Annotated in this window: 28 protein-coding genes; 23 read left to right on the forward strand and 5 right to left on the reverse strand. The window is 35.2% G+C overall.

Translation table 11 applies throughout. The features are described 5' to 3' along the window. Positions 1–168: 168 nt before the first annotated feature. The 4 genes from ACQV18_RS04705 to ACQV18_RS04720 all read left to right on the forward strand — a co-directional run bounded on the left by ACQV18_RS04705 (position 169) and on the right by ACQV18_RS04720 (position 4122). A complete protein-coding gene (locus ACQV18_RS04705; RefSeq protein WP_428892639.1) occupies positions 169–1314 on the forward strand; it encodes a CapA family protein in 1146 nt (381 codons plus the stop codon). Positions 1315–1394: 80 nt separating this feature from the next. Continuing rightward, entirely contained in the window at positions 1395–3059 is a 1665-nt protein-coding gene (locus tag ACQV18_RS04710) for an LPXTG cell wall anchor domain-containing protein (RefSeq protein WP_428892640.1), read from the forward strand. A gap of 55 nt (positions 3060–3114) precedes the next feature. Further along, complete coding sequence (locus ACQV18_RS04715; RefSeq protein WP_428875195.1) at positions 3115–3471, forward strand: thiol reductase thioredoxin; 357 nt, start codon at positions 3115–3117, stop codon at positions 3469–3471. Between the two features lie 24 nt (positions 3472–3495). Further along, positions 3496–4122, forward strand: coding sequence for a hypothetical protein (locus ACQV18_RS04720; RefSeq protein WP_428875194.1), 627 nt, complete (start codon positions 3496–3498; stop codon positions 4120–4122). A gap of 143 nt (positions 4123–4265) precedes the next feature. Here ACQV18_RS04720 and ACQV18_RS04725 read toward each other — a convergent pair whose 3' ends face one another. Further along, positions 4266–4571, reverse strand: a complete 306-nt coding sequence (locus tag ACQV18_RS04725) for an N-acetyltransferase family protein (protein WP_428892641.1) — start codon at positions 4569–4571, stop codon at positions 4266–4268. A gap of 210 nt (positions 4572–4781) precedes the next feature. On the opposite strand from ACQV18_RS04725, the gene ACQV18_RS04730 reads away from it, so the two are divergent. Continuing rightward, on the forward strand, positions 4782–5231 hold the full coding sequence (locus ACQV18_RS04730; RefSeq protein ID WP_428873394.1) for a hypothetical protein: 450 nt from the start codon (positions 4782–4784) through the stop codon (positions 5229–5231). A gap of 43 nt (positions 5232–5274) precedes the next feature. Here the strand turns inward: ACQV18_RS04730 and ACQV18_RS04735 are convergent, their stop codons facing one another. Together ACQV18_RS04735 and ACQV18_RS04740 are read right to left on the reverse strand one after the other, a co-directional pair. After that, positions 5275–6630 (reverse strand): putative glycoside hydrolase, encoded by a 1356-nt coding sequence (locus ACQV18_RS04735; protein ID WP_428892642.1) that lies wholly within the window; start codon positions 6628–6630, stop codon positions 5275–5277. Positions 6631–6649: 19 nt separating this feature from the next. Continuing rightward, the gene (locus ACQV18_RS04740; protein WP_428873392.1) at positions 6650–7282 is read right to left on the reverse strand and encodes a YkyA family protein; all 633 of its coding nucleotides are present in this window, start codon (positions 7280–7282) and stop codon (positions 6650–6652) included. A gap of 128 nt (positions 7283–7410) precedes the next feature. Here ACQV18_RS04740 and lspA point away from each other — a divergent pair, with 128 nt between their 5' ends. From lspA to ACQV18_RS04765, 5 genes are all read left to right on the forward strand, one after another. Then, on the forward strand, positions 7411–7869 hold the full coding sequence (gene lspA / locus ACQV18_RS04745; protein WP_428875190.1) for a signal peptidase II: 459 nt from the start codon (positions 7411–7413) through the stop codon (positions 7867–7869). Further along, a complete protein-coding gene (locus tag ACQV18_RS04750) occupies positions 7866–8804 on the forward strand; it encodes an RluA family pseudouridine synthase (RefSeq protein ID WP_428875189.1) in 939 nt (312 codons plus the stop codon). Before lspA ends, ACQV18_RS04750 begins: the two co-directional genes overlap by 4 nt. 22 nt (positions 8805–8826) lie before the next feature. Beyond that, positions 8827–9555 carry a DUF2786 domain-containing protein gene (locus ACQV18_RS04755; RefSeq protein WP_428873387.1) on the forward strand — a complete coding sequence of 243 codons (729 nt, stop codon included), beginning with the start codon at positions 8827–8829 and terminating at the stop codon, positions 9553–9555. Between the two features lie 316 nt (positions 9556–9871). Further along, positions 9872–10081, forward strand: coding sequence for an aldolase/citrate lyase family protein (locus ACQV18_RS04760; protein ID WP_428892651.1), 210 nt, complete (start codon positions 9872–9874; stop codon positions 10079–10081). After that, positions 10081–10431 carry a pyruvate kinase gene (locus ACQV18_RS04765; RefSeq protein WP_428875187.1) on the forward strand — a complete coding sequence of 117 codons (351 nt, stop codon included), beginning with the start codon at positions 10081–10083 and terminating at the stop codon, positions 10429–10431. Before ACQV18_RS04760 ends, ACQV18_RS04765 begins: the two co-directional genes overlap by 1 nt. Here the strand turns inward: ACQV18_RS04765 and nth are convergent. Continuing rightward, on the reverse strand, positions 10409–11041 hold the full coding sequence (nth, locus tag ACQV18_RS04770; protein ID WP_428892652.1) for an endonuclease III: 633 nt from the start codon (positions 11039–11041) through the stop codon (positions 10409–10411). The genes ACQV18_RS04765 and nth overlap by 23 nt on opposite strands. 175 nt (positions 11042–11216) lie before the next feature. On the opposite strand from nth, the gene ACQV18_RS04775 reads away from it, so the two are divergent. The 3 genes from ACQV18_RS04775 (at position 11217) to fsa (ending at position 13292) form a co-directional block, all read left to right on the forward strand. Then, the gene (locus ACQV18_RS04775) at positions 11217–11894 is read left to right on the forward strand and encodes a deoxynucleoside kinase (protein WP_428873385.1); all 678 of its coding nucleotides are present in this window, start codon (positions 11217–11219) and stop codon (positions 11892–11894) included. Then, positions 11875–12537: an HD domain-containing protein gene (locus tag ACQV18_RS04780; RefSeq protein ID WP_428873383.1), complete on the forward strand. Its 663-nt coding sequence runs from the start codon at positions 11875–11877 to the stop codon at positions 12535–12537. The genes ACQV18_RS04775 and ACQV18_RS04780 overlap by 20 nt, the downstream gene beginning before the upstream one ends. Positions 12538–12635: 98 nt before the next feature. Continuing rightward, entirely contained in the window at positions 12636–13292 is a 657-nt protein-coding gene (fsa, locus tag ACQV18_RS04785) for a fructose-6-phosphate aldolase (RefSeq protein ID WP_428875247.1), read from the forward strand. A gap of 45 nt (positions 13293–13337) precedes the next feature. On the opposite strand, the gene ACQV18_RS04790 is transcribed toward fsa, so the two are convergent. Continuing rightward, positions 13338–13619, reverse strand: a complete 282-nt coding sequence (locus ACQV18_RS04790; RefSeq protein ID WP_428892643.1) for a DUF1294 domain-containing protein — start codon at positions 13617–13619, stop codon at positions 13338–13340. Between the two features lie 155 nt (positions 13620–13774). On the opposite strand from ACQV18_RS04790, the gene ACQV18_RS04795 reads away from it, so the two are divergent. The 10 genes from ACQV18_RS04795 (at position 13775) to ACQV18_RS04840 (ending at position 24880) form a co-directional block, all read left to right on the forward strand. Continuing rightward, the gene (locus ACQV18_RS04795; protein ID WP_428873379.1) at positions 13775–14452 is read left to right on the forward strand and encodes an LPXTG cell wall anchor domain-containing protein; all 678 of its coding nucleotides are present in this window, start codon (positions 13775–13777) and stop codon (positions 14450–14452) included. Between the two features lie 211 nt (positions 14453–14663). Continuing rightward, positions 14664–16505, forward strand: coding sequence for a heavy metal translocating P-type ATPase (locus tag ACQV18_RS04800; RefSeq protein ID WP_428891746.1), 1842 nt, complete (start codon positions 14664–14666; stop codon positions 16503–16505). Positions 16506–16637: 132 nt separating this feature from the next. Beyond that, on the forward strand, positions 16638–18401 hold the full coding sequence (locus ACQV18_RS04805) for an ABC transporter ATP-binding protein (RefSeq protein ID WP_428891745.1): 1764 nt from the start codon (positions 16638–16640) through the stop codon (positions 18399–18401). Continuing rightward, positions 18388–20172 (forward strand): ABC transporter ATP-binding protein, encoded by a 1785-nt coding sequence (locus tag ACQV18_RS04810; protein ID WP_428873375.1) that lies wholly within the window; start codon positions 18388–18390, stop codon positions 20170–20172. Before ACQV18_RS04805 ends, ACQV18_RS04810 begins: the two co-directional genes overlap by 14 nt. Before the next feature lie 127 nt (positions 20173–20299). Beyond that, positions 20300–20665, forward strand: coding sequence for a DUF937 domain-containing protein (locus ACQV18_RS04815; protein ID WP_428875263.1), 366 nt, complete (start codon positions 20300–20302; stop codon positions 20663–20665). Between the two features lie 348 nt (positions 20666–21013). After that, a complete protein-coding gene (locus ACQV18_RS04820) occupies positions 21014–21505 on the forward strand; it encodes an FUSC family protein (RefSeq protein ID WP_428873373.1) in 492 nt (163 codons plus the stop codon). Between the two features lie 25 nt (positions 21506–21530). Beyond that, positions 21531–22520 (forward strand): MsnO8 family LLM class oxidoreductase, encoded by a 990-nt coding sequence (locus ACQV18_RS04825; RefSeq protein ID WP_428873371.1) that lies wholly within the window; start codon positions 21531–21533, stop codon positions 22518–22520. Positions 22521–22605: 85 nt separating this feature from the next. Beyond that, complete coding sequence (locus tag ACQV18_RS04830; protein ID WP_428873370.1) at positions 22606–22869, forward strand: YkvA family protein; 264 nt, start codon at positions 22606–22608, stop codon at positions 22867–22869. Positions 22870–22997: 128 nt separating this feature from the next. After that, positions 22998–23789 (forward strand): Cof-type HAD-IIB family hydrolase, encoded by a 792-nt coding sequence (locus ACQV18_RS04835; protein WP_428885050.1) that lies wholly within the window; start codon positions 22998–23000, stop codon positions 23787–23789. 11 nt (positions 23790–23800) lie between these two features. Then, positions 23801–24880, forward strand: a complete 1080-nt coding sequence (locus tag ACQV18_RS04840; protein WP_428873368.1) for a M42 family metallopeptidase — start codon at positions 23801–23803, stop codon at positions 24878–24880. Positions 24881–24991: the final 111 nt, after the last annotated feature.

Here is a 24991-nt window from a genome sequence, read left to right on the forward strand (position 1 = left end):
TATCTTAATTAGGATAAAAGCACTATTAATCTTTAGAAGTTAAAATTGTTCTAAAAATTATCTAAATTAACTTATATTTAAATAAGTTCTTTTAATTCAATGAAGCTAGAGTAAGAAGGTTTTGTTTGTTATAATATATTTAAAATTTCAGATAAAGTAGGTAATGTGATGAAAAGAATAAATCGAATTTTGAAGTATGTGTTCGCTATTAACTTCTTTGGGATGATTCTCTTTATTTCTAAGCCATTTTTTACGAGAGTTTATGCAGAAGAAGAGGTTAGGGCTGAAGAAACTCAAGCAGTCAAAGAAGATACTAAAGTAAAATATGTAACCATTCGATCAATTGGCGATATTTTATTACATGATAGTGTTTATTGGAGTGCCCAAACTGGTTCAACGAGTTATCAATTTGATCCAATGTTTAAAGAAGTGGCAAAATATGTCGCTAATGCTGATATCACGACAGCCAATATGGAGACCTTGGTGGCCGGAAATCAAATGGGAGTATCATCTTATCCTTTCTTCAATGTTCCAGATCAAATTGTCGATAGTCTATTAGCGATGGATGTAAATATTGTTTCAACCGCCACTAACCATACCATGGATTTCGGAGCTAAGGGGGCGCATCTTTCATTAGAAATTCTTAAAAATAAGAAAATGGAATATGTCGGATCCTATTCATCTTGGGACGATTACAACCGTCTACGGATCATTGAAAAAAATGGCATTCGAGTAGGATTTTTAAATTATACTTATGGTACGAATGGTAACCCAATTCCTCAAGATGAAAGATACTTAGTGACTCTGATTGATGAAGAACTTATCCCATTAGAAATTCAACATTTAAAAAGACAATGTGATGTAGCTATCGTTATTTATCAATTTGGCGAAGATGCTTTTTTACCAGTTGATTCTCAAATTAGATTAACTCAATTGGCTATTGATGCAGGAGCAAACTTTGTTCTAGGAGGACATTCTCACATTATGCAACCCATGAAACGTTTTAACGATCATCAAGGTGCTTGGTATTCTCATGGTAATTTTTTGTCTGGCCAAGTAAGAGCATATGAAAAAGTCGGTGGAATTGGAGAGTATACCTTTAAGATGGATGTTGATGGAAAAGTTACTTTAGATTCTATGCGATTGATGCCAACTTATAATGTTGGCTATCCAGAATGGTCTTTTTATCAAGTAATTCCATTAGCAAAGGCTCAAGACTTTGGTCTGTGGAACGGTGATCGTTTATATGAAGAAGTAGAGCAACGATTCACTAACTATGAAAAAGACCTTGATTTTGTACCTTATTTAGATTAACTCTATAAAGGATAGCATCTTTTTGCTCTCTATTCTGTATTTACAACTAGTTACTTACAAAATAGAGGATTGGGTGAATTATGAAAAGGATAATAGTTGTTTTAATGCTCTTTACTCAAAGTTTCAGTTTACCGAATGTTCATGCTCAAAAAGGTGAAATGACTTATCTCAAAAGCCAAACCGATAAAAATATGGTATCTTTAGAAGCTTGTCAAATACTTTTAAGAGAGACCCCACTGACTTCTTCAAATAGTCAAGAAATAATCTCAGATAAAGAGTTACAAAATCAATTTGAAGCCAATCAAGTGCGCATGACAGCCATTAATGAACGCTATCAAATTTTGAACCAAGAAATTATTTCTATTCAAGAAGGGCCTAGCAATTCCTTGAACGAGGCAAATCTTGCATTGGAAGAGGTCATTGAAACTCTTTACCAAAATTTATCAATTGAGCAGCAAGATTTTGTTTCCCTATCTGCTCAAGAGCAATTAGCCTTAATCAGTCAAGATGAAACAGTTATAGAATGGCAAGCTTACATTGAAGAGTTGAATCAAATTTTGGATCAATATATTAGTGAACAAGCCGAATTAGAAGCAGAATATCAACAATTACTCTATGATAACGAAACTTTAGGGGATCAAATGCAAAGTAGTAAGGAAACAATGGCCCAACTTAGTCAATGCCAGCTTTATCCTTATTCAACAAATGCTTACCTTATCAATCAAGAAAATATGCAATTAGACGCTTCTGATCTAGCGACTTTAATCGTCTCAATCGATAATTATTTACAAAAGATTGTCCCCAAAGCCTATGCTAAAGTTACTTTTCAACAAATTTATGATCTTTTTAATAAAAAGATGACTGTTGAAGAACTAAATAATAAGCTTACTGACAAGGAAGTGATTGTATTAGATGATTTTACTTTTACCTCTTACCAATATGCAAAAGAATTGAGCTTATTTGATATCGAAGTGATGGCTTACCAAGCCTTGAATAATTATTATATAAATAATAAGGCTGAAGTTTATCACGCTGTTTATAGTAATTTATTAAATCTAAAAGAAAGCCAATTACATTACTTTTATCTAATTAATAGTGAATTATTTGAAAATCTTAAGCATTATCTTGCAAATTATCTTAACCAGCATCAATTAATTAGTGATGAAAACATCCAACAAATTAAAACACTTCATGACCGTTATCAAATGAAATTAGTTTTATATAATGAGAATAATCAGACTTGGTCAGCTAATTTAGGGGCTGATTCGGGCTATTTATTAGAATATCAGGCAAAAGACTTACTTCAAACTCAAACGCCTAATAATGAATCAACAGATATGGCTAAAGAAGATGTAAAGCATGATCAGCCAGTAGATCAGGTCAAAAAGAACCTAAATGATAGAGGGTTACTTAAACTAGAAGATAAGCAAATAGCAAATGAAACGGATAAACAGGATAATTTAGCCTTCTTAAAAGACAAACTAGCCAATAAGACTAAAGGCAAAAAAGCCAGTAATTTAGCTAAACCCTCTGATAAAGATAAAAATATCAAAGACAAGACGCAATCAAATGATAAAAAATCACAACTTTTACCAACTACTGGTGAGCAAAAGTTCTATCTCAATATCGCATGGTCTCTATTGATAATTGGCTTAATCGCCTTATTAATTAACCGCTACTTTAAACAGCTTCAGCATAAAAAGCGAATACAAGATCATCTTTTCAATGAGGAGGATCTATTTTAGTTTCACTATTTAAAAACTTTCGATATAATAAACCTAATCGAAAGGGGCGTTTTATATGGATATAAATGATTTTAATGAAGCAGTTAAGCACTTTAAGCAAATAGATAGTCATGAAGCTTTTGAATTAATAGAAGCAAAAGAAGGGAATCTTATTTTTCTAGGTCGTGAGACTTGCCCATATTGCCGTTTGTTTGTTAGTAAGTTAGCGGAAGCTGCGATTACAAGTGATTTAAATGTTTATTTCTTACATTCACAAACTCAAAATGACCTAGAAGGAACACAAATGTTCCGTGAAAAATATAACGTTGTCACAGTTCCTGGATTAGTTTATGCTGATTCGAATCGTACAGAAACAGTTTGCGATTCTTCTATGAAAGTAGAAGAGATTATTGATTTTGCTAGAGCATACTAGCTCAGTTAACAGAGGAGAGTAACATTGCAAGACAAACAAAAACAAGTAAAAACTCCTAAAAGCCCAATTGTCTGGTTTTTCATTATGATTATTCTATTCTCAGCTACCATGTTGTTACGGCTAAAAAGTGACTCTATTCAAGAAGCAGGTCAAAGTTTTGGAATACAATCTCAAGTTGCTAAGGAATCATCTGAATCCTTAGCACTTTCAACAACAGAAATAACTGAGTCAAGCACTAAGACCAAGCCTGACCAAACTAGTCAAACAACGGTTGAAGAAAGTTCTATTTCATCTCAAGAATCTGATCAAATCAGAATCTCAACAACTATCGAAACGATAGAAAAAATTGAATCCAGTGAAAGTTTTGAACAAGCCTATACTCAATTACCACCAGCTAAAACTTATTCTATTTTTCAATTTAAAAACAATGAAATTCAAGATCGATTTGTAAAACGTGCTTTTGAAGTGATGATTCAACGTCTCATTGATGAAGATAAATTTTTCTCTGCTGTAGATTATCAATTAACTATCGATCCAACATTGGACGATAATATCTATATTTTGCATCTAGAGGAAAAATACGCTGATCAATTAATAGAACGAGGGTATTACCGCTTTGATTATCGTGGAAAGAAAGTTACTACATATTAAGTCAAAAAGCTCGGTACGGATTTAAGTGTCCTTATCGAGCTTTTTAAATCATAATTCTTTACTTAGCCAAACCCATTCCCAAATTTGATCGAATTTACGTTCAAATTTAGGAAAATTTCCTCTGATTATGAAACTTTAGGTTTTTAAAAATCGATCTGATTTTGTTGATGAATCGGTAGACATGTAAGCAAGTTGATGATTTCTTTGGCTTTTAATCGACTTTCTAGTTCTGGATAGAGTAAATTTTTAAGTGTCCATTCATCATGCTCTGCTAATAAATACATAGCAATATTTGCTGAATGTTGATATGCTCTGCGAGGCGAAAAAGGGTAGGCATAGGCGAAGCCAATTATCTCTTGATCCATAAGAATTAGAAGAACGGCATGACTTTCTTGATAGCGAGTGACTTTTTCTTCAAATTTTTGGTTAGAAGGAACAGGACTTTCCAAAGTTAGCTGACTGTTTTGAATAAAGTCTTATAAATTGTTTGAATATCGTCAATATCACAAGGTCTAGCATCCTTGATGCTTATAAGTGGCATAAGACACCTCCTTTTGATATTCTATAATAAATATTTGAGCTTAAAATCAAAAATCATTGAAAGCGTTTACCTTTATAGTTATAATGAAAGTGTCAATTAAGTTAGAAAGGATGATCAGATGAGTCATAAAGTTTATACCAATTATTGGATGAATCGTCGTGATAATGTTGTGAAAGAACATGGATCTTACGCTACAGAGTCAGAAGCTCTCAGAGGGATAAAAGCTTGGTGGGAATTACAAAAAGATAATTACAAAGATGTTGTGGAAAGACGAACCAATTCAGGAGCTTTAGAAATCACTTACGGGGATAATAATTATTATTATCGTATTGTTGAAAGGGAGATGGATGAGGAACTTCCTTCATTGAAAGTAAAATTAAGGAGTCAAGGAGAAATTGAATCCTTAAGGAAGAAATATTTATTAGAAGATGAGCAAGTTTTATTTGATGAATTAGCCGAGCCTTATCGCGACCGTTTAGTCGAGGCTATGGGAGACGGTAAAAAAGTTCAAGATTACATATACGACCTGCAAGGTCGCATGATACGTCCTCTAAAAGTTGATAAATAATAAAATAAAAGAAGCTGAATACCCAGCTTCTTTTTTGTATGGTTTAGTAATAGTATTCATTACCTGAAGACTCAGGAGCGTAATCTACGCCTTCGTTAAAGATACCAGATGGATTCCAAAGAAGAAATTCAGTAATTCCATTTTCTTCCAAAGCAACAATTTGTTGTTGAACTTGAAGAGGTCCATATTCTTGATAGGTACCAGGTGCCAGATTCCAGTCAGTAAAGTCTTGTAACCATGGACGACTATTTGCCGCATTGGTAATATTTTTTAGGATGAGGTTTTCAGAATACATATATTGATCAACTAAGTTATAAGGTTCTAAGTCAGGAGCCGGTATACCAAAAAATCCTAAACCCCAGTGAGAAGGGTAGATCATAGAAGAAATCGTATCGACTCTTTCAGCAATTTGTTCAAAATTTTGACCGATTCCACGTACATCAGGAGCATCCCCAGCAATTGCAGTATATCCAAAGATATCAGCTGAAACATCTGCGCCATATGGGGCTAATTTATCATTGGCTTCTTCTAAGAAATCATTAATGGCATAAACCCTTTCTTGTCCAAATTTTTCAGGGTCATCGGTTACATAGGTTTGATAGTTACCAATATTATAATCTAGTTGATCTGAGAAAGTTTGGAAACCTTCAGGGAAACGAACATAGTCAAATTGAATATCTTTAAAACCTAATTTAGCAGCTTCGATAGCAATAGTAATGTTGTAGTCCCAAATTTCTGGAAGGAATGGATTAATAAATTTAGCACCATTACCATCCTGCCAAATTTCTCCTGTTTCACTATCTTTAAAGGAATATTCAGGTTTGGCTTCAGCCACTAGTCGATCTTTGAAAGTTACAATGCGAGCGATTGGATAAATTTGACGTTTTTCTAATTCTTTCAAAAGTTCTTTAATATCTACATTGTTATAAGAATTTTGATTAACTAAAGGATTGTCTGTTTCTAATTTTGTTTGAATAACCCCCTCGTCATCCTTAAAATCAATAACCACTGCATTTAAGGCGGTGGTTTCAACATAATCTAATAGGTAGTTTAGTCGTTCAGGATCAGAAAAAACAGAAGGAGCAAGATAAATGCCTTTAACACCTTCTTCAGGATAGGTAATATCGATGCCTGAATCATAAAAGAGGACAGAAGGTAGTTTCTCAGGTGCGGTAAGAATAGGATTATTGTGAGGCGATAAGCCCTCATAAGTATTATTTTCTCCTTGATTAATGCGGTTGTTGAATGCCACTACTTCTTCATCTGAATAGGCTAAGACTACTTCTGGAAGTTGGACTTTTTTGGCTTCTTTTTTATCTTCTACTTTTGGTTTACATGCTACGAGCAAAAGCATTAAAAAGGAAAGTAAAGTCAATTGTAAAATGCATTTTTTATTCATTTAAATCACCGCTTTCTAATTATTTGCCTGTAAGATTAACAAGGTAGACTTTTAAATTAACTAAGAGTGTATTTAAAGGTTCAAAGTATTCGAGAATTTGATCTAAGTTCATATTATTTTCCGTATATAAAAGATTAACATTATCAAAAACAGCGAAGAAACTCTCATGATCAATTTCTTCACTAGTGATAGATTGATAAGACTGATCTTCTATTTCAATGTTTTCAAGATAATTAGAAATATAGATATCTGTTTTATCACATAGATTGGTCGTATATTCAATAACTTTTGTTATTTGATCTTTGGGAAGTTGATCGTTTTCTGGTATGTCTTTAAGCTCTTGGCATAATTCAAGTAATTGCTGACGGCTTTCTTCCATTTCAGCTAATAAATCTTTGCGCTTTGCGATGTTTTTGTTAAGAGGATTATCACTCTGTCCAAAGCCGGATAAATCTTCACTTAAATTAATGGTCGCTTCAAAATCTTGTTGAAGATCCAATTCACGGTTTTGAATTTCACTAATATTTCCAATAATTAGAGTAACATTGTCTTGGATGAGACCAACAGTTCGTTTAGCTCTTTCTAATGAGTTTCCACAAGCAATAATGAGAATAGATAGGCTTAGGAGGATTAATATTTTTTTTGTTTTCATCGTTTCTCCTTGTCATTCATTTATAGTTTATCTAAATTGAACTTTTTAATACATCTAGTATATAATAATAGGTATTGTAAACACAAATATTATAACAAATTAGAATTAATTTGGACAAGGAGGATTAAATGACGACCACTTTTATCATAACGGCTATAATCGTAATACTGGATCAAGCTTTAAAAATATGGACCCAAAATCATTTAACGCTAAATCAAACGCTAGAAATTATTCCTGATTTTTTTCAGTTAAACTATATTCATAATACAGGAGCGGGTTGGGGCTTATTTGCCGGCCAACGTTTTTTCTTAATAGGGGTAACTTTTTTAGTGATTTTCTATTTAGTTTATTTAATTTGGAAAAATCGCTACCATAGCCCTTGGACTAAACTTGCTTATGCACTTTTATTAGGAGGGGCAGTTGGCAACTTAATTGATCGTTTAGTGAGAGGCTATGTAGTAGATATGTTACAGATTCGTCTGTTTGATTTTCCAATTTTTAATTTGGCAGATGTGGCGCTTACTCTAGGCGTTATTTTATTGATTATAATGGTTATATGGACCGAAGAAGGAAGTGATTTAATTTGACAGAAGCATTAAAGCTCTCTAATAATGAAGCAGATCAAGACCGTTTAGATAAAGTTTTGACTAATTATTATCCAAATTTTAGTAGATCGCAATTACAAAAATTAATTAAAGAAAAAAGAGTAAAAGTTAACAATCAATTTTTAAAAGCTAACGCCATTTTAAAAGGGGATGAGATGATTACGATTGATTTTCCTGAAAAAGAAGCCAGCCCTGAAGAATTCGAGTTGATTGCTGAAGTGATGGAGTTAGAGATTATCTTTGAAGATGACAGTTTTTTGCTTGTTAATAAACCAGCTGGGATGGTTGTCCATCCTGCTAAAGGACACACTAACGGAACTCTAGTGAATGGCCTCTATCATTATTTAGGAAAAGCGCTATCCCAAGGCTTTCAATCTTACCGACCAGGAATTGTTCATCGAATTGATAAAGATACCTCTGGTTTATTAGTAGTAGCAAAAAATGATCAAGCCCATCGTCACTTAAGTCAACAATTGGTGGATCACACCATGGGGAGGACTTATGTCGCTTTAGTTAATGGGCAAGTTGAAAGCGACTCCGGACATATTGAAATGCCTGTTAAACGTGACCCATCCAATCGCTTAAGATGGCATGTGGATCCCTCGGGTAAAGAAGCTATTACTGATTTTCAAGTGCTGGAACGTTTTCAATACGCCACATTAATGCAATTAAAGTTACAGACTGGTCGGACTCACCAAATTCGCATCCATATGGAAGCTATAGGTCATCCAATTATAGCCGATCCACTTTATCGCAGAAATCTTCAAAATTTACCGGGGGAATTAGCTAATCAAAAAGACGGGCAACTATTACATGCAAAGGCCATTGATTTATTACATCCTGTTACAGATGAGCCCTTACATTTTGAATGTCCATTGCCCTTAAAGATGCAAAAAATTATAAATAGTCTAAAATAGTTAGAAAAGGAGGGAAGTAGAGATGTCTGAGACTAATCAAAAGATTTTAGCTAAGATCCGAAATTTATTGACTTTAGCTGAAGATGGCGGAAATGATGAAGAGAGCCAAACTGCTTTGCTGATGGCTCAAAAACTGATGTTAAAACATAAAATCTCTCAGCAAGAAGTTTCTGATAAAAAAAGTCCAGAAATCATTTTACGCTCCTTATCAGTCTATAAACGCTTGTATTGGTGGGAAAAAGTTTTAGTTAGGATTATCGCCGATAATTTTCGTTGCATGTTTTATATCCAAAGTAACCGATTACCTCATCAGCATTCGGTTCAACGCAAAATTGTTTTAATGGGTTTTCCAGAAGATGTGGATCTTGCTTTTCAAATGTTTAATTTAGCAGCGGATACAATGAAGTATTATTCTAAAATTCATCTAGCTGAATTAAGTGAAGAAGATTTAAGCAGCAATCCTCTATCTCAGTTGAGAAAATCCTATTATCAAGGATTTATGGACGGACTTAAGGAAAAGTTTGATATCCAACGTCAAGCCATGATGAATGAAAATGAAAAGTATGCCCTGATTATTCAAACGCCAGAAGCTGTCAAAGAAAAATTTAACCGAGAAATAACGGGTTCACTCACATTTAATCAACCTTCCTTTTCGCGATCTAACCATGCCTATCAAGACGGCTTTCAAAAAGGAAAAAATGTCAATCTCACCCAAGCTCAGATAAATCACCAAGCAGAGTCCAATCATTAAAACAATTTTATAATTGGATATTTACTATGATTGAAGCCAATCGGCGTCTCTTAGCCAAATGATTAATTGTAGAATGGATCTTTTTATATGAGCAAGTCAAATTCCGACGATTTATTCTGCTTTAAAAATTGGAGATTCGGTTTTAATTGATGATGGGGTAATTACTACAAAAGTGAGTAAAGCAAATGATAAGTATGCTGTATTAGGGATAAAAAAGTAAAGAGAAGATCCAAGCGCCAAAAAGCTGAAAAAGGGACTTCACTTTCCTCAAACAATTTTTGAAACAGATATTTTAAATTAAAAAGACAAGCAAGGTATCGCTTTTGCTTGTCAATGTGCCGATGTAATTGCTTGCCCATGCATTAGAACTGCTCAGGATATTAAAGAAATTCAAAAACAACTTCAAATTGAATTAGGTAAGGCTGCGAGTTATATGCCAATTATGGTTAAAATAGAAACCGTCCAAGCCATTACGAAGCTAGCTGAAATTATCTTACAACTGCGAGCTAGCAGCCTTTCGCTTTAATGATCGCGCGTGGCGATTTAGCTGTTGAAAGAGTTTATATTCGCTTAGCCGAACTTCCACAGCCAATCATGTGGATGGCTGAAGCAGCTGATGCCCCCGTCGTTTGGGGCACAGAAGTCTTCGATAAATTAATTAAAACCGGTGTGCCGAGTCGCTCTGAAGTAACAGATGTTACTGAGGGAGCTCGCTCAGATTGTGTCATGATAAACAAAGGCGATTATGCAGTGGCAACGATTAAAATGCTTGATCCTATCTTTAAAAGAATGCAAGGTCGCCTCGACCAAAAGACACCACAACTTAGCGTTCTAAATCGTGCAAATCTAGGGTCTACTCCTCCTCTTGACAAGTAAAGAGTTGAGGATAGTTATGGCACTCTGGATTGCGCGGATGACAAATTCTCCTACCGAATAGGATTAAAGATTGATGGGCTTGAGTCCATTGGTCTTTATCCAAGACCTCCATTACACGATTTTCAACTTGACGAACACTCGCACCAGGATCAACAATCTGATGATGGAGGCAGATACGATGGATATGCGTATCCACTGCAAAGGCAGGAATTCCAAAGCCGACACTCAAGACCACGTTGGTTGTTTTACGACCAACTCCGGCCAGGGCTTCAAGATCTTTACGATTACCAGGAATTTCACCTTGATGGCGTTCCATTAATTGATTGGCACATTTGTGGAGATAATTTGCCTTGTTGCGATACAAGCCGATTGTTTTTAAATAAGGCATTATCTCTTGCGGGCTCGCTTTTGCAAGTTCTTTAGGACTAGGGTAGGCGGCAAATAAGGCAGGCGTCACTTTATTAACCGCTACATCGGTTGTTTGAGCACTCAATAATACAGCTACTAATAATTGATAGCGGTTTGAGAAATTTAATTCTGCTTTAGCATCTGGAAATAGAGCAATGATTTCTTCTAATACATGACGTGCACAGTGGTTAGTTAGCATAATAAAACCCTTTCTAAAAATTAATCAATTATCAGTCTTTAATGACTATCATAAGTAATCTCTATCAATTTCTCAAATATTTTTTTACAGATAAAAAGATAGTCATCCACAAGATTTTGTGTTAGTATTAAAAAAACGACACTACATCTTGTGTTATTTTTTAATTTAGGAGGAAACCATGGCTATGATAGTTATTGGAGGAATGATTGGAGCTGGCAAAACAAGCTTAGCGACTTTTTTAGGTAAGGCCTTAAAGAGCCAGGTGTATTACGAAAATGTAGATGATAATCATATCTTACCCTTATACTACACCGCAAGTGAAGAAGAACAAGAAAGAAAAAGGTATCCATTTTTATTACAATTAGACTTTTTGTCCAGTCGTTATCGTGATATCAAGAAAGCTTTTTATCACCCACATAATATAATAGATCGTTCCATTTATGAAGATTGGTATTTTGCCAAGGTCAACCATCAAGCGGGTAAAATTTCGGACGAAGAATTTATTATTTATGAGAAATTATTAGACAATATGATGGAAGAATTAGAAGATTTACCCAAAAAAGCACCCGATCTGATGGTTTATTTACATGGATCTTTTGAAAGCATTTTAAAAAGAATCAATCAAAGAGGTCGCGATTTTGAACAAGACCCTGAATTAATCGAGTATTATTATCGTCTATGGCAAGGTTATGATGATTGGGTAGATAACCATTATCATGCTTCCCAAGTTTTAAAGATATCGATTGATGAATTGGATGTCTTAAATAATCCTGCTGATGCAAAAAAAGTGATACAAATGGTTATTGTTAAACTAGAAGAGCTAGGGGTTCCTGCCGATGGATATGGACAAGATTAAAGACTTTAGCAAAACTTATTTAAGACAAGAAAAAAGTGGGCATGATTGGTTACATATCCAACGGGTGGTTGCCAATTGTGAGCAAATAATCAAACATATACAAGAGCCTATTAATGTTGATGTTGTTTTGGCAGCTGCTTATACCCATGATTTATTAGATGAAAAAATAAAAGTTGATTACCTCCTTACGGAAAAAGATGTAAGACATATACTTAAAGAAGCCCAAATGTCTCTGGAAGAAATAGAGCAAGTCTTACGTATTATAAAAAACCTCTCTTTTGCTGCCAATTTAATAGAAAAACAACACTTAACATTGGAAGGCCAAATTGTTCAAGATGCCGATCGCCTAGATGCAATCGGTGCGATTGGTATTGCTAGAACTTTCTACTACGGAGGTAGCAAGGGGCATAGTCTTTATGATCCGAAAGCTGTTCATACTTCGGCACAAGCTGTATGCTCCAAAGAAACTTATCGTCAAGTAAGAAACGTACGCCAACATTTTGATGATAAGTTATTAAAGCTCAAAAATTTAATGAATACTAAAGCTGGGCAGGAAATGGCTAAAAATCGTCATCAGTTAATGATTGACTTTCTACAAGCTTTTGATCAAGAAACCCTCTCAAATACCAATCAATTGAGTTAAATGGCCTGGGCAGTTGACTATAAAGTTTTCAAGATTGAAATAATTCTATAAGCTTGTTATACTCAAAGAAGTAAACGAATACAATTAGGAGGCCCTATATGAAATTCTTTTTAGATACTGCAAATGTTGAAGAAATTAAGCGCATCAACGACCTAGGTTTGGTGGATGGCATTACTACCAATCCTACATTAATTTCTAGAGAGGGAAAAGATTTTGAAACAGTTATCAAAGAGATTTGTTCAATTGTTGATGGACCTGTTTCGGCTGAAGTCATTGCCTTAGATTATGAAGGCATGGTTAAAGAAGCTAGACAAGTTGCCCAATGGGCAGATAATATCGTGGTTAAAATTCCGATGACTGAAGCAGGCTTAAAAGCTGTTAATACATTGTCTAAAGAAGGAATTAAGACTAACGTCACACTTATTTTCTCAGTGGCTCAAGGCCTTTTAGCGGCTAAGGCAGGTGCCACATATATATCTCCATTTATTGGACGAATCGATGATATGGGAGAAGATGGTATGGAATTGATTGCTGACTTACGCTTAGTTTTAGATAACTATGCATTAGACGCTGAAATTATTGCTGCTTCCATTCGTCATATTGGACATTTTGAAGCCACAGCTGTTGCAGGAGCAGATATTGCAACGGTACCCGGCAGTCTATTCCCTAAATTATGGTCTCATCCATTAACTGACAAAGGAATTGCTGGCTTCTTAAAAGACTGGGAAGCTTTTCAGCATAAACAATCTAAATAAAAAGAAAAAGGATCTAGCTTTTAGATCCTTTTTAATTAATTATTTTTAAAAATTTAGACCAGTCAGATAACCCACAAAGGCCACAATCATTAAGCAGGATAATCGGGCAGTTGCTAAAAATATCCCTTTACGGCTCTTATGACGGCAAAGATAGATAGCTAGTAGACCACCTAAGCCCCCTAAACAAAAGGTGGCTATTAATAAGCTTTTTTCTGAAATACGCCAAAGCTGATGTTTGGCTTTATATTTATCAACAGCATAGAGTGAAAAAACAAAAATATTCCAAAGACCAAGCAGTCCTATGACAAAGTAAATATAAGTCGGCATAAGTCACCTTTCTATTAATAAGTTAATATTATTATAACGCTAAACGGGCTAAATAGAGCGATGGTTCTTGCAAAATAAACTTTAAGCAAAACATTTTTCTAAAGACAAGTAAATGAGTTATAATGGTTATAACAAAATGACAGAGGAGAATGTATATGATAGATACAAGTACTTTATTATTGATACTCGGATTGGTTATTATTTTAGGAGCCATTTACTTCTTATCACGTAAAAGTAAAGATTCAAATAATAAACCTCAGGTTACTGACAAGACTATGAACGATCCTTTAGGTCCGGTTCATATTAATTCTGATATTGATTCTTCAACCAATGCTTTAGGGGAAGATCCGTTCAAAGATAACGTTCCTTTACGTGAAGGTCAAGCAGCTCAAAAAGCTCAGCATTATAATGATGAAATAGGAGTAAATCCTGATGAAGCAAGTGAAGCAGAGGACGGAAAAACTCCCCCCCTAAATAATAGTCAAAACGCATTTACCTCAAGTGAATCATTCGACCATTCTTCTTATCGTTTTGTTCACTATCAAGAACTAATTGATAATAATGGCTTAAAAGATGAATGGGTGCAACTTGAAGGAAAAATCGCATCGTTCTTTACTGAAGATTTAGGAGTAGAAGGCGCTATCGCCTTAGGTTCTTTATCTACTAGCCAAGAAGAACCCGTTAATCTTGTAGCTTTAAAATTCATTAACGAGACGGACCAAACGCTAAATACAGACGATCATGTCAAAGTTTATGGTAAGATGCAAGGTTTAAAAGTTTCTAATAAACAGCTTGTTCCAGCCATGTTAGTCGATCATTTCGAAAAGATTTAAAAACACCTTGACAAAAAATAAATAGACGGTATAATATGTTTATAAACTTTAACAATTAAATATTTCTGATCAAGCGGTGATATAATCATGCAGCCCGGTCCTCATTGCGAGGACAGCAGAGATACCTTAGCGTACCTGTGAGACAGTTTTCATTAACTGTCTTTGGTGCGCTTTTTTTGTTAGAGAATTACGAAAGAAAGAAGGAGATTTTGTGGTGGTTAGTATCTTTAGGAATCGTGAAGGGCAGTTTTTTGCCATAGGAACTATCTTAATGATCGCGGGTTTCTTATTTTCATTTAATCCTCTTTTGAGTCGGTTTGCTTTTTATTTAGCTATTTTCTTTTTAGGCTTTTTTGCCACTAAAGAAGCTGTCAGTGAGACTTTTATTGAAAAAAAATTGAATGTAGACCTCCTCATGGTTTTAGCAGCTTTAGGAGCTGTTATTATTAATTATGAGTCTGAGGGAGCTATGCTTTTATTCATCTTTGCAGGGGCCGAAGTTTTAGAAGAATATGCAACCAATAAATCTACTAAGGCCATCGAAGAACTAATGGGGCATGTGCCTAATGTAGCCTTAAAAATTTTACCAAATGGTGAAACGAAAGAAGTGCCTACAGATAGTTTAGAAATAGGTGATCAAGTATTGGTAGCTAAGGGTGATGCCTTACCAATCGATGGTTTCTCAGATCGATCGGTAATCATAAATGAAGCTGCTTTAACCGGAGAATCTTTACCAGTAGAAAAAAATCAAGGCGAAGAAGTTTTTGCTGGTACAATCAATGAAGGAAATTCTTTTAGACTAGAGGTAAGTAAGCTAAGTAAAGATACAGTCTTTTCTTCCATTATTCGGATGGTTCAAGAGGCCCAGTCCAATCCATCTAAAATAGCGAGTTTTATCGATCGCTTTGAATCGCATTATGCTATGGGTGTTTTAATCGCTGTGCCTTTATTCATTGTTGTCTTATATTTTTTAGTGGATTATTCCTTCCAAGAGGCTTTCTACCGCGGCATGGTCTTGCTAACGGTGGCTAGTCCCTGTGCGTTAGTTGCTACGGCTACTCCAGCCACTTTATCAGCCATTTCTAATGGAGCTAAAAATGGTATTTTGGTCAAGGGTGGAGCAGCCATGGAATCATTAAATACCATGGATATTCTATTTTCAGATAAAACTGGTACTCTAACTCAAGGTGTCTTTGATGTGGTAGATTATGAGCTAGAAGAAGACTACTTAAAAGAAGTAGTTTATATGGAACAAGGTTCCAACCATCCCATTGCTCTAGCAGTTGTTAAGCATTTTAAGGATCTAGACTTGTCGGAAGTAGATACCCATGAAAAGGTGGAAGAATTACCAGGACAAGGGATGAAAAAGGGAGAAATTCAAGTTGGAAAGCCTTCTACTTTTGAACACTTAGCAAATTATGCACAATATATTGATCGAATAGAAGAAGGGCATACAACTATCTTTATCGCTAATCAAGAAAAAGTATTAGGTTATCTCTCATTAGCTGATAAGATTCGTTCCGAATCAATTGAAGCGGTTAAGAAATTCCAGCAAGCCGGAGTAGAAGTTGTCCTGATTACTGGGGATAACCATCAAGTTGCTAAAAAAGTAGGTCAGCAGGTAGGGATTGAAGACGTAGTGGCTGAATGCTTACCCAAAGATAAAATAAAATATGTTAAAGAAAGTCAAGCAAAGGATAAGGTAGTGGGCATGATTGGCGATGGAATTAATGATGCTCCTGCTTTAGCCCATGCTAATATTGGTATTGCCATGGGATCTGGCTCTTCTATCGCGATGGAGTCATCTGAAATTATCGTTGTTAAAAATAATTTATTGAAATTATTTTATTCTTACCAGTTGAGTCATAAATTAAATCGAATCATTAAGCAAAACATTATCTTTGCTATTAGTGTCATCTTTATATTAATTGTCCTTAACTTTCTAGGTACTTTAGACTTACCTTTAGGTGTAGTTTTTCATGAAGGCTCTACTATTTTAGTTATTTTAAACGGTCTTCGTCTTTTAAGACAAAACGAGTCTTTAAATGAATAATTTTTACTTTTAATCTCGGTTCTCTCCCATTTTTGGTATTTTGGGAGAGTTTTATGCATTTAATATGAAATCGAGATTAAAATATACTACAATAAGAGTTACTTGAAAAAAATATAGAGAGGAAGAAAAATAATGTTTGCAATTTTTCGCAAATTAGCATGGTTTTTTAAATTAAGATGGAAGACCTATACCTTGGCAATAGGGGGGTTGATTTCTTGTGCGGTTTTATCTGCAATAATTCCTTTATTAATTGGTCAAGTAGTTGACCAAATGGCAAAAGGTAGTCTAACTTCATCCTCTCTTTTACAGTATATGTTATTGCTTTTATTGGTCGGTCTAATGATGTATGGCTTACGTTATATGTGGCGATCGAATCTATTTACTAATTCCACTATTTTAGAGTCGATTATGCGTAATAAATTATATGACCACTTTACAAAAATGGATCAAACCTTTTACGGAAAATACCGTACCGGTGACTTGATGGCTCACGCTACTAATGACCTACGAGCGTTACGCTTTGTAGCTGGGGGAGGTATTTTAACCTTAACTGATGCCTTATCTATCACAATCGTCACACTTTTTTCCATGGTAATTATTATTGATTGGAAGTTAACACTCTATACAATTGTTCCTTTCCCTTTGCTTATTTTTGTTTCAAGATACTTAGGTAAGTGGATTAATAAATACTTTAGAGAGTCCCTAAGAGCTTTTTCTAAAATGAATGATCATGTGCAAGAAAGTGTAGCTGGAATGACAGTCATTAAAGCCTTTGGCGAAGAAAAAGAAGACCACTTAGACTTTGTAAAAGCAACTGATAATGTAATTGCTCAAAATCGTAAGGTCCACTTAGTCAATTCAGCCTATTCTCCTATCATTAACTTAATTACAGGATTAACTTATGTTTTAACAATTATCTTTGGCTCATACTTTGTCAGTGAGGGGAGAATCTCGATTGGTCAATTGATTGCTTATTTTTCTTATTTAGGTAATATGACATGGCCACTTTTAGCAGTGGGTCGTTTAGTCAATACCATGGAAAGAGGGAATGCATCCTATGACCGGGTAACAGAACTCCTAGCTCAAAAGGCGAGTGTTACTAATCCAAAAGATGGCATTAAGAAACTTCCATTTAAAAACCTAAAGGTTGATATCAAACAATTTACCTATCCTACTAGTGAAGAAATTAATTTACAAGATGTTACTTTTGAACTAAGCGAAGGACAAACATTAGGAATTGTCGGTAAAACTGGTTCAGGCAAAACGACCCTTTTAAACTGTTTAGTTCGTCTCTATGATTTAGATCAAGGTCAGATTTTATTTGACGATCAAGATTTAACTAAGATTGATTTAACTTACTTAAGAGACCATGTAGGCTATATTCCGCAAACAAACCTGCTGTTTTCAACTTCTGTTAGAGAGAATGTTCGTTTTGGCCGGCCAGATATGTCACAAGATCAAGTGGAACATTACACTCAAATAGCTGATATTCACCAAGATATTCTTGATTTTACTGATGGCTATGAGACGGAAGTAGGTGAGAGAGGGGTATCACTTTCTGGCGGTCAAAAACAAAGGATTTCAATTGCAAGAACGCTGGCTATGCAGCCTCGAATTTTATTAATGGATGATGCCCTATCAGCAGTGGATGCTAGAACTGAACAAGCTATTTTAAGTAAGTTAAAAGATGAAAGAGATAATGGCATTTCGATTATTGCGACTCATCGCCTATCTTCTGTTATGCATGCCGATGAGATTATTGTGCTAGACCAAGGGAAAATAACTGAAAGAGGAAACCATCAAGAGCTAGTTGCCTTGAATGGTTGGTATGCCAATATGTTTACCCAACAACAATTAGAAGAGAAATTAGGAGGTGAAGTCGGTGAAGAAGAATAAGAAAACTAGACAAACTAAATTTTCAATTCTTGAACAAATCGATATCTTACGTTATCTCTTCTCTTTCGCTTCCAATCAGTGGTGGCGGTTTCTTATTTCTGTCATTGCAATGATTGCTTCCTCATCTATTGCTGCCTATTTGCCGATTATTATTAAACGTTATTTAGACAGTATTTCAGCTGGTCAAGTGACAAGTTTTAATATCACCATCAAAGTGGCTTTAACTTATTTGGGCCTCTTGATTATAAGAATGATCTTGATTTATGCCAAAGATTTTTACTTCTTTATGGCGAGCGAATACACTGTGGCAAGTATGCGTAACCGTCTGTATTCAAAACTAGGCCGGTTAAGTATGAACTATTTCAACCAAACTCCTAACGGCGAAGTTGTTTCGCGCATTACAAATGACACTGAAACAATTAAAGAGTTCTGGAATGTTTTCTTAACTTTTTTTGATGGCTTCATTAATGCTGTAACCGTTGGAACAGCTATGTTTAGTTTACACGCTGGTATTTCTTGGATGTTTATTGCCTTTCTACCTTTAGTGTTTATTCTAATTTATATTTATCAAAAAATATCGACAGTCGTATACCGCAAGATGCGGTCTGCTCTGGCACGAGTGAATGCTAAATTGGCCGAATCGACTATGGGAATGTGGTTAATTCAGCAGTTTAATCAGACAGAGCGTATGAAAGATGAGTTTGACCAAGTTAACCAAGAATATGTTAAAGCAAGAACGAATATGTTCAAAATGAATGCGATCTTTTTAATGCCAGCGGTTAATTTGATTGAACAAATTGTTCTAGTATTAGTAATTTGGATTTTTGGTAATCAACTATTAAAAGGAAACAACTTAGATATCGGTATAATTTATGCTTTCACCTCTTACTCCAAGTCATTCTTTAATCCAATTGGTAATATGTTGGATAGTCTTTCTGTTTATCAAGATGGCCTGGTATCTGCTTCCAGAGGGCGTAAGCTGTTATCAAACTCAGATATTAACCCCAGCCAAACTAATAAGAAAATTCAAAGACAATTGGATGGCGAAGTTTCAACTAAAGATTTAAGCTTTTCATATGACCAAGAGCAACTGGTGCTTAAAGATATAAATATTCAAGCCCATCAAGGTCAGATGATTGCTTTGGTCGGCCACACTGGATCTGGTAAATCGACCATCATCAATCTCTTAATGCGGTTTTATAACTTTGATCAAGGAGAAATTAATTTTGACGGAGTCTCTATCAAAGACTATGACATAGAGACCCTAAAAGACCAAGTCTCCTTAGTACAACAAGACGCTTTTATGTTCTATGGTAGTATCAAGGATAATATTCGTTTGCATGGAGACTATTCGGATGAAGAAGTAATTGCAGCTGCAAAATTCACCGGAGCTGATCACTTTATTGAAGCTTTCCCTGATGGTTACGACCATTTAGTAACCGAGGGAGGAGCTTCCCTATCAGCTGGTCAAAAACAATTAATCAATATTTCGCGCTCGGTGATTCGCCAACCTAAAATCTTAATTCTTGACGAGGCAACGGCCTCCATGGATACTGAAAGTGAGCAATATATTCAGACAAGTTTAGATAAAATTAGACAACAAGCTACTTTAATAGTGATTGCCCACCGTTTATCAACCATTAAAAAAGCTGATCAAATCTATGTTTTGAATAAAGGAAATATTATTGAAGTTGGCAAACATGATGAACTAATTGCTCATCAAGGAATCTATTACGATATGTACCGTTTACAGTCCTTAAAAGAAAAATAGTTAAGTTGCTAAAGCCTCAGTCAGCGTTTTAGTAGTTCTTTCTTAATTTTTACATTATCCTTAAATAATAAAACTTTAAAGAGTTGATGATGGGCTTACTTGATGTATTGAATCTATTAGATAGATTATTACAAGGTTCAAAGGCACAAATAAGAAAAATCTTGCTAATAAAGCAGGCTTAAATTTAGGAGTCTTGGGTAAAATTGCTACTATTGGTTTACCAATTATCTTGACAGCAATTAATAAAAAGACTCAAACACTTGAAGGCTTAGAATCCATTAATAATGCTTTAAGCAAGCATGAAGACATTAATGACTATCCATCCGTCGACCAATTAAGCGAAAATGTTGATCCTCAAGATAGAGATAAAATTCTAGCTCATGTCTTTGAAGATAAGCCAACTATTTTTGATTGTATCGCCAACACTTTAGAATTGTCTGTGAATGCTGTTAAGCGAACTTTGATTGTAGTAGCACCCTTGCTATTAAAATAGATGGTCGATCGTAAAATGGCTAAAAAACTAGATAAAGAGGGCCCTCAAAAAGAAGTCAGTCAGACTTATGAAAGAGTTAATTCTTCTTTAAAAGAGCGTGGAGAGGTTCCAACTAGCGCAGGTAATACCCTATAGGTGATCAAGCTGCATCCTGATTATAAAGAACAAACTAATGGCGAGGAAGGTATCCTGGGTGGGATTTTGGATCTATTTAAATAACGATTAAAAAGTTCGCTATTCTTAGCGGACTTTTTTAGCTTCATCCCTTTTTAGGGAAAATATGCGATATAATGATTATCTAGAGAAGCCGTGCTATAATAATTCTATCTATTTAAAGAGGGTGTTAAATTGGATTTTTCAAAATCGCCGGTCGGTATGCGTACTTTTAAAACAGCAGTCGCTGTCTTTCTTTGCATTCTTTTTTCCTTTTACGTCCTTAAAATCAGTCCAACCCTTTCTTGTCTGGCGGCTATTTTTTCACTCAGACAGGACTTGGAAAGTAGTTATACCTTTGGCAAGGCAAGAATTATGGGTGTTCTTTTATCAGGTGTGGTGGCTTTATTATTTATTTTCCTCTTTCCGATTACATCTAGCCAAGATGAAATATTGATTATACTCGCTCCAATAGCCATTATCTTATACATTTCTGTCGCTAATCGTATTCACTTACAAAAAGGAATTATAACCGGCTGTGCCACTATGCTAGTAATTTTTTTTAATATACCTGTAAATAATCAATTAAGCTATACGCTGATTCGTTTGTTTTCAACGGTCATGGGAGTCCTTGTGGCCCTTGCCATTAATTATCTCTTACCCAGTCCGTCAGATAAAAACCATTAACTCAATACTTAAGAAGGAGATTAAAATGAAATTAGGAATTCATGATTTATTACCTTTAAATGAAGGAGAGTCCACTCAAACCAGATATGAAAAGACCATTGAAATGGTTAAAGAATTGGAAGCTATGGGGTATGATCGCTACTGGGCTTCAGAGCATCATGGTAGGTCTAACCTGGCTAGTTCTGCTCCAGAAATTTTATTGGCCTATTTAGCAGCAGTTACCAAACAAATTCGCCTTGGGACAGGTGGAACAATGATTGTAAACTATTCCCCCTTAAAAGTTGCTGAAACTTTTAAGACTCTAACTTTATTAGCACCCGATCGGATTGATTTTGGTATTGGAAGGGCGCCAGGAACGGATTACAATGGTATGATGGCTCTTTCTCAAGGAAATTCGATTGATTTTGACCATTTATATGACAAAGCTCAAGTCATATTAGATTATATGACAGATACTATTCCCAAAGGATTTTACGGCCTGACTCAAGCCATTCCAGTTAAAACCCGGACTATTGCTCAACCTTGGATGTTAGGGTCATCTGGACAATCCGCTATCAAAGCCGGTCAAATGGGATTGGGATATTCTTTTGCAAAATTCTTTGGAGTAGAAACGGAAACTTCTGTATTTAAAGCTTATCGCGATCATTTTCAACCCAGTGAATTTTTCCAAGAACCCAAAGTGATGGTTTCTTATAAAATTATTTTAGCTGATTCAAAAGAAGAAGCAGATTATTGGGCAAGACCTTCCGAAATTACTCATATTCGTAAAAATAATTTAGCGTTAATGTCTTCTGAACGTGCTCAAGCCATCGATTTAAGTTTAGAAGAACAAGCTATGCTAGACGAAAAATATCAAAGAAGATTTATCCTAAAAGGTACACCAGAACAAGTTGGAGAGATTCTACATGAAGAAATTGATCGCTTAGGCATCGATGAATTAATGGCTTATATGCCCATACCTGATCAAAGAGCACGTCTACATTCTTATAAACTACTGGCTGAACTTTTTAAATAAAGTCAGACTCTAGTTGGATTAAAGTATAACAACAATCATTTAGAATATAATTGTAGAGTCGTAGTCAACCGAAAGAAGTGATTAAATGAAAAAGAAACCGATTAAATTAACTTTAGTCGAAAAGTTTCCACTCTTTATAACATCCTTATTCAAGAGAGAAACACCCATCTTAGCTAGAGTTCTAATTTTTGCAACTTTTTTATATGTCTTACTACCAACCGATTTGCTGCCCGATTTTTTAGGTCCTTTAGGCTTTATGGATGACGCTTTATTACTTCCTTTAATGGTTAACAGTGTGGTCAAACGTTTGCCTGAACATATGCTTCAGCAAGCAATTAAAGCCAATTAATACTATGAATTCGCCAAGTTCACTTCAAATTAAGTGAACTTGGCTTTTTGCTTATAATTTATTTTATATAATATTTGGGGTATACTAAATCAGGTAATGATAACAAATTATGTAAGTAAGGAGAAACTATGTTTAAATTATTTCTATCCGATTTAGATGATACACTTTTGGATCATAATAAGAAGTGGAGTCCCAATTTTGAACAATTTAGAGCCACTTTGGCTGAAAAAGATGTCGCTTTCACATTAGCAACTGGTCGCTCAGCTAAGGCTGTGCAACCCATTATTGATGAATTAGATTTAAAGCTTCCTTATGCGACCTCTAATGGCGCTAATATTATGCTAGAAGGACAAGTAATTCAGTCCTTTAGCTTTCCTATTGGACCTTTACGTCCTTTAATCGAAGTGGCTTTAAGCATGGGACTAACGGTTGTTTATGTTGTGAATGGGGAAGAGTTTGCTTTAGAGGATACTGAGTTTATTCGACATGAATTGAAAAACAACTTTACTGAACAAATCATTCGCCCAATTAAGCCAGAAGATTGGGCTAGCATGGAAGTGGATAAATTCTTAATCGTCGATGACCATCCACAAACAGCTTTGTCTCGACTCCATGCTTTAGTTAATAATCTTAAACCAGAGTATCGCTATCTTACTTATTCAGATTGGGCGATGGATATTGTAGCAGCGAATGTTAGTAAAGGGAGAGCCTTGCATTGGATCGCTGATTATCTAGGAATTACTAGCGATCAAGTTATAGCTGCTGGTGATAACCACAATGATATTGACTTATTAAAAGAAGCAGGGCGTAGTATTGCTGCTTTCAATGCTTTAGACGAAGTTAAACGAACAGCCATGATTACAGCTAAGAAAAAATATGGTGATGGGATTATTGAAGAAGTACTCAAAATATTAGAATAGGAGAGAATAAAGTGAACTATCAACACCTAATTCGTGATTTAGTAAACGCTAAAGGGGCGCCTGGCTTTGAAGATGAAGTCTTAGAGGTCCTTAATAAGTATAAGGGAGCTTATAGTCTACAAATCGACAACCTTAAGAATGCTTATTATAACCTTGATCAACTAGACCCTTTAAAACCCACCTTGATGTTAGACTCCCACACTGATGAAGTAGCCTTTATGGTTAAAGCAATTGATAAGAGCGGTTTAATCCACTTACAGCCTCTAGGTGGTTGGCTAGCAGAACACGTTTCGGCCCAACATTATTTAGTCCGTGATAGTCAAGGCCATTACCACCCAGGTATTTCAACTTCTAAACCAATTCATTTTATGACTGCAGAAGAAAGAGCCAAAAAGATAACCTTATTTGATTTAAAAATTGATGTTGGGGCAAGTAGTCGTCAAGAAGTGATTGAAGATTTTAAAATTACAATCGGGCAACCGATTGTGCCTGCTACAAAATTTGCTTTTAATGAGCGCAATCAAGTAATGTTTGGCAAGGGATTTGATAATCGAATCGGTGTGGCCGTTTCGGTGGCTATAATGAATGAGATGAAAGATCATCTTAAAGATCTACCTTTTAATCTTGTCGCTGCCTTTGCTGCCCAAGAAGAAGTGGGAATGCGTGGAGCAGTCATTACTAGTAAACGTGTGAATCCCCAAATGGCCTTAGTTTTTGAAGGGACCCCTTCGGATGACTTTACTGCCGATGAATACTTGGAACAAGCTCGCTTAGGAATGGGACCTCAATTACGTTACCGGGATAACTCTTATATTGCCAACGAATGGTTACTCAATCGCATTCAGCAACTAGCTACTGAAAAAAATATTCCCTTACAACATGCGGTAAGAGAAGGTGGTTCAACCAATGCTGGGTCTATTCACCTTTCTAACAAAGGAGTTCCTGTAGCTACTTTAGGTACTCCGACGCGTTATGCGCATACTAATTATTGCTTCTGCTCTTATAAAGACTTCGAAAATACTGTGGACCTGAGCCTAGCATTCGTTAAGAACTTAACAGCAGAAGACTTTAACCACTTTGAATTAAAGTAAAAGAATACAATGGATTCAGTAATTAGCAGACTTTTTCATGTAAAACTGAACGTTAAAAAGAAAAAAAGTCTTTATTAACTCATTTAATAAAGAAAATCTTTAGTCCCACCA

It is taken from the genome of Facklamia sp. P9177 (genome assembly GCF_050409585.1).
Lineage (GTDB): Bacteria > Bacillota > Bacilli > Lactobacillales > Aerococcaceae > Facklamia.